We start from the raw sequence: 1,947 nt of genomic DNA on the forward strand, positions 1-1,947 counted from the left end.
CCCTCCCGGGAAACCTCCCGCACCTCCCGTTGACCCTCCACACACTTGCACCACAGGTGGCCCCCGCAGCCCCGCCCACGCCCCTGATGCCGGCGACCCGCACGCCACGGGACGCAACGACACCAACCGGCACCACCACGCTGCCCGGCCTTCGGCCGGGCGCTCCCGCGCCCCCGACCGGGCGTGCTCGACGTCCCGCCGCGTCTCCCGCGTGACCTCCCGTTTGGCCACTGACCTCCCGTCGGACCTCCCGCGCGACCTCCCGTTTGAGCACCCGGCCCGTCAAGAGCCGCCCGCTGGTCGACTCAGCGACTGAACCCTGCCCGGCGGCCCCGGAGGTTCTTCTTCAGCCGCTGCTCAGCCGCCAGCGGCTACCCAAGCCGGCTGAACAGAAGCAACTCGGCTGGGGACCGCCACCAGCCGCTACGAGGCTGCGAGACTCGCGGGCAGTGTCAAGCACCCGACCGCCACACGGCAGCACCCAGGCCCGCCTCCGAGCGCTCCTGGTCGTGCTCGCCGCGTTGGTCGCGGTCGTCGGCCTGGGCGCGCCGGCCGCGTCCGCGCACCCGGCCACTGGAGTCCAGAACGGCGTCGCGGCCATCACCCCCGGAACCGGTTCTGCCGTCGCTGCCGCACCGGCCGTTTCCCCTGCTGTCGTCGGGGTTTCCGGCCCGCTGTTTGACGATCGGGCGTTGGTGTCACTTGTTACCCCAAGAGCAGGAGCCCGGGCGGCGGGTCTAGCCGATGACGCGTTGCCAGCGGCGCTGCGGGGCGGCGCGACGGACGTCCACGTTTACTACGGGGTCAGCGGCGGGAAGCCGGTTTATACCGGGATCACGAACAACCTTGCTCGTCGCCAGGTTCAGCATGGGGACCGGTTCGTCGTGCAGCAAGTCACGTCGGCACCGGTGACGAGGGGGCAGGCACGGGCGATCGAGCAGGCGTTGATCGTGAGGAATCCTGGGTTCCAGAACAAGATCAATTCGATCAGTCCGAACCACTCGTGGTACCAGGAGGCTGTCGACTGGGGCGAAGCCTGGCTCCGAGCCAACGGGTTGTAGCGATGGGTGACGTTCTCACGAACCTTCAGGTCCTGAAGCCATCGCGCAAGAAGCCGCAGGCCGGAGATCTCTTTGCGATGCAGCTGCCCGATGATCGGTTCCTGTTCGGTCGGGTCATCACGGCGGAAGCGATGGCTGGGCCGTCGATGGGTGGCGCGATTCTGGTCTACGTCTACCGGCCTCGCTTCGACTCCAAGGAGGTGCCGGAGCGCTCAGCGCTGTCGGCCGGTGAACTGTTGGTGTCGCCGATGATGACGAACCGTCTGCCGTGGTCGAAGGGGTACTTCGAGACGGTGGCTCACTGGCCGATCGAGGCCGGTGATGTCCTCGAGCAGCATTGCTTCCGGCGTTGGGACGGTCGTTACTTCGATGAGGCGCTCAACGAGGTGCCGGGGCCGGTGGAGCCGGTCGGCGACTACGGCTTGCACAGCTTTCGGACGATCGATGACGAGATCAGCGACGCCCTGGGGTTCGAACGAGTGCCGGACTGACCGTCGGGCCCGTCTACTGACAGTCCCGCCAGCTGTGAACGAGGCGGCTGAACAGAAGCGACTTGGGCGGGGACCGCCACCAGCCGCTGTCGGGCTGCGAGACTCGACGCTGGTGTCTGTCACCCGCTCTGCTCTCCGGCCGCCCCTCGGCGGCATCCAGGCCCGCGTCCTGGCCGTCGTCGCCGCGATCGTGTCGGTGGTCGCGCTCGTCGGCCTCGGCGCTCCGGCCGCGTCCGCGGGCGCGGCCACCGGAGTCCAGAACGGCGTCGCGGCCATCAACCCCGAACCCGCCACTCCCGTCGGGCCCGGAGCGGCCGTTTCCCCTGGTCGGGTCGGGGTTTCGGGCCTGCTGTTTGACGACGGGGCGGTGGTGTCACTTGTTACCCCAAGAGGGA

At 69.0% G+C, this 1,947-nt stretch carries 3 protein-coding genes; all 3 read left to right on the forward strand.

Annotated elements, in window-relative coordinates:
- Positions 1–509 precede the first annotated feature (509 nt).
- Positions 510–1,061 carry a hypothetical protein gene (locus tag ACK5M9_RS00770; protein WP_416891305.1) on the forward strand — a complete coding sequence of 184 codons (552 nt, stop codon included), beginning with the start codon at positions 510–512 and terminating at the stop codon, positions 1,059–1,061.
- A gap of 2 nt (positions 1,062–1,063) precedes the next feature.
- Complete coding sequence (locus tag ACK5M9_RS00775) at positions 1,064–1,552, forward strand: Imm26 family immunity protein (protein ID WP_416891306.1); 489 nt, start codon at positions 1,064–1,066, stop codon at positions 1,550–1,552.
- Between the two features lie 112 nt (positions 1,553–1,664).
- The coding region (locus tag ACK5M9_RS00780; RefSeq protein ID WP_416891307.1) for a hypothetical protein at positions 1,665–1,947 on the forward strand (283 nt) is incomplete at its 3' end.

The sequence above is a fragment of the Mycobacterium sp. genome (genome assembly GCF_047975165.1).
GTDB lineage: Bacteria > Actinomycetota > Actinomycetes > Mycobacteriales > Mycobacteriaceae > Mycobacterium.

What these genes read in the sequence shown, in the direction of transcription:
- ACK5M9_RS00775 (WP_416891306.1), top strand. Translation starts at nt 1,064, where the DNA reads ATGGGTGACGTTCTCACGAACCTTCAGGTCCTGAAGCCATCGCGCAAG.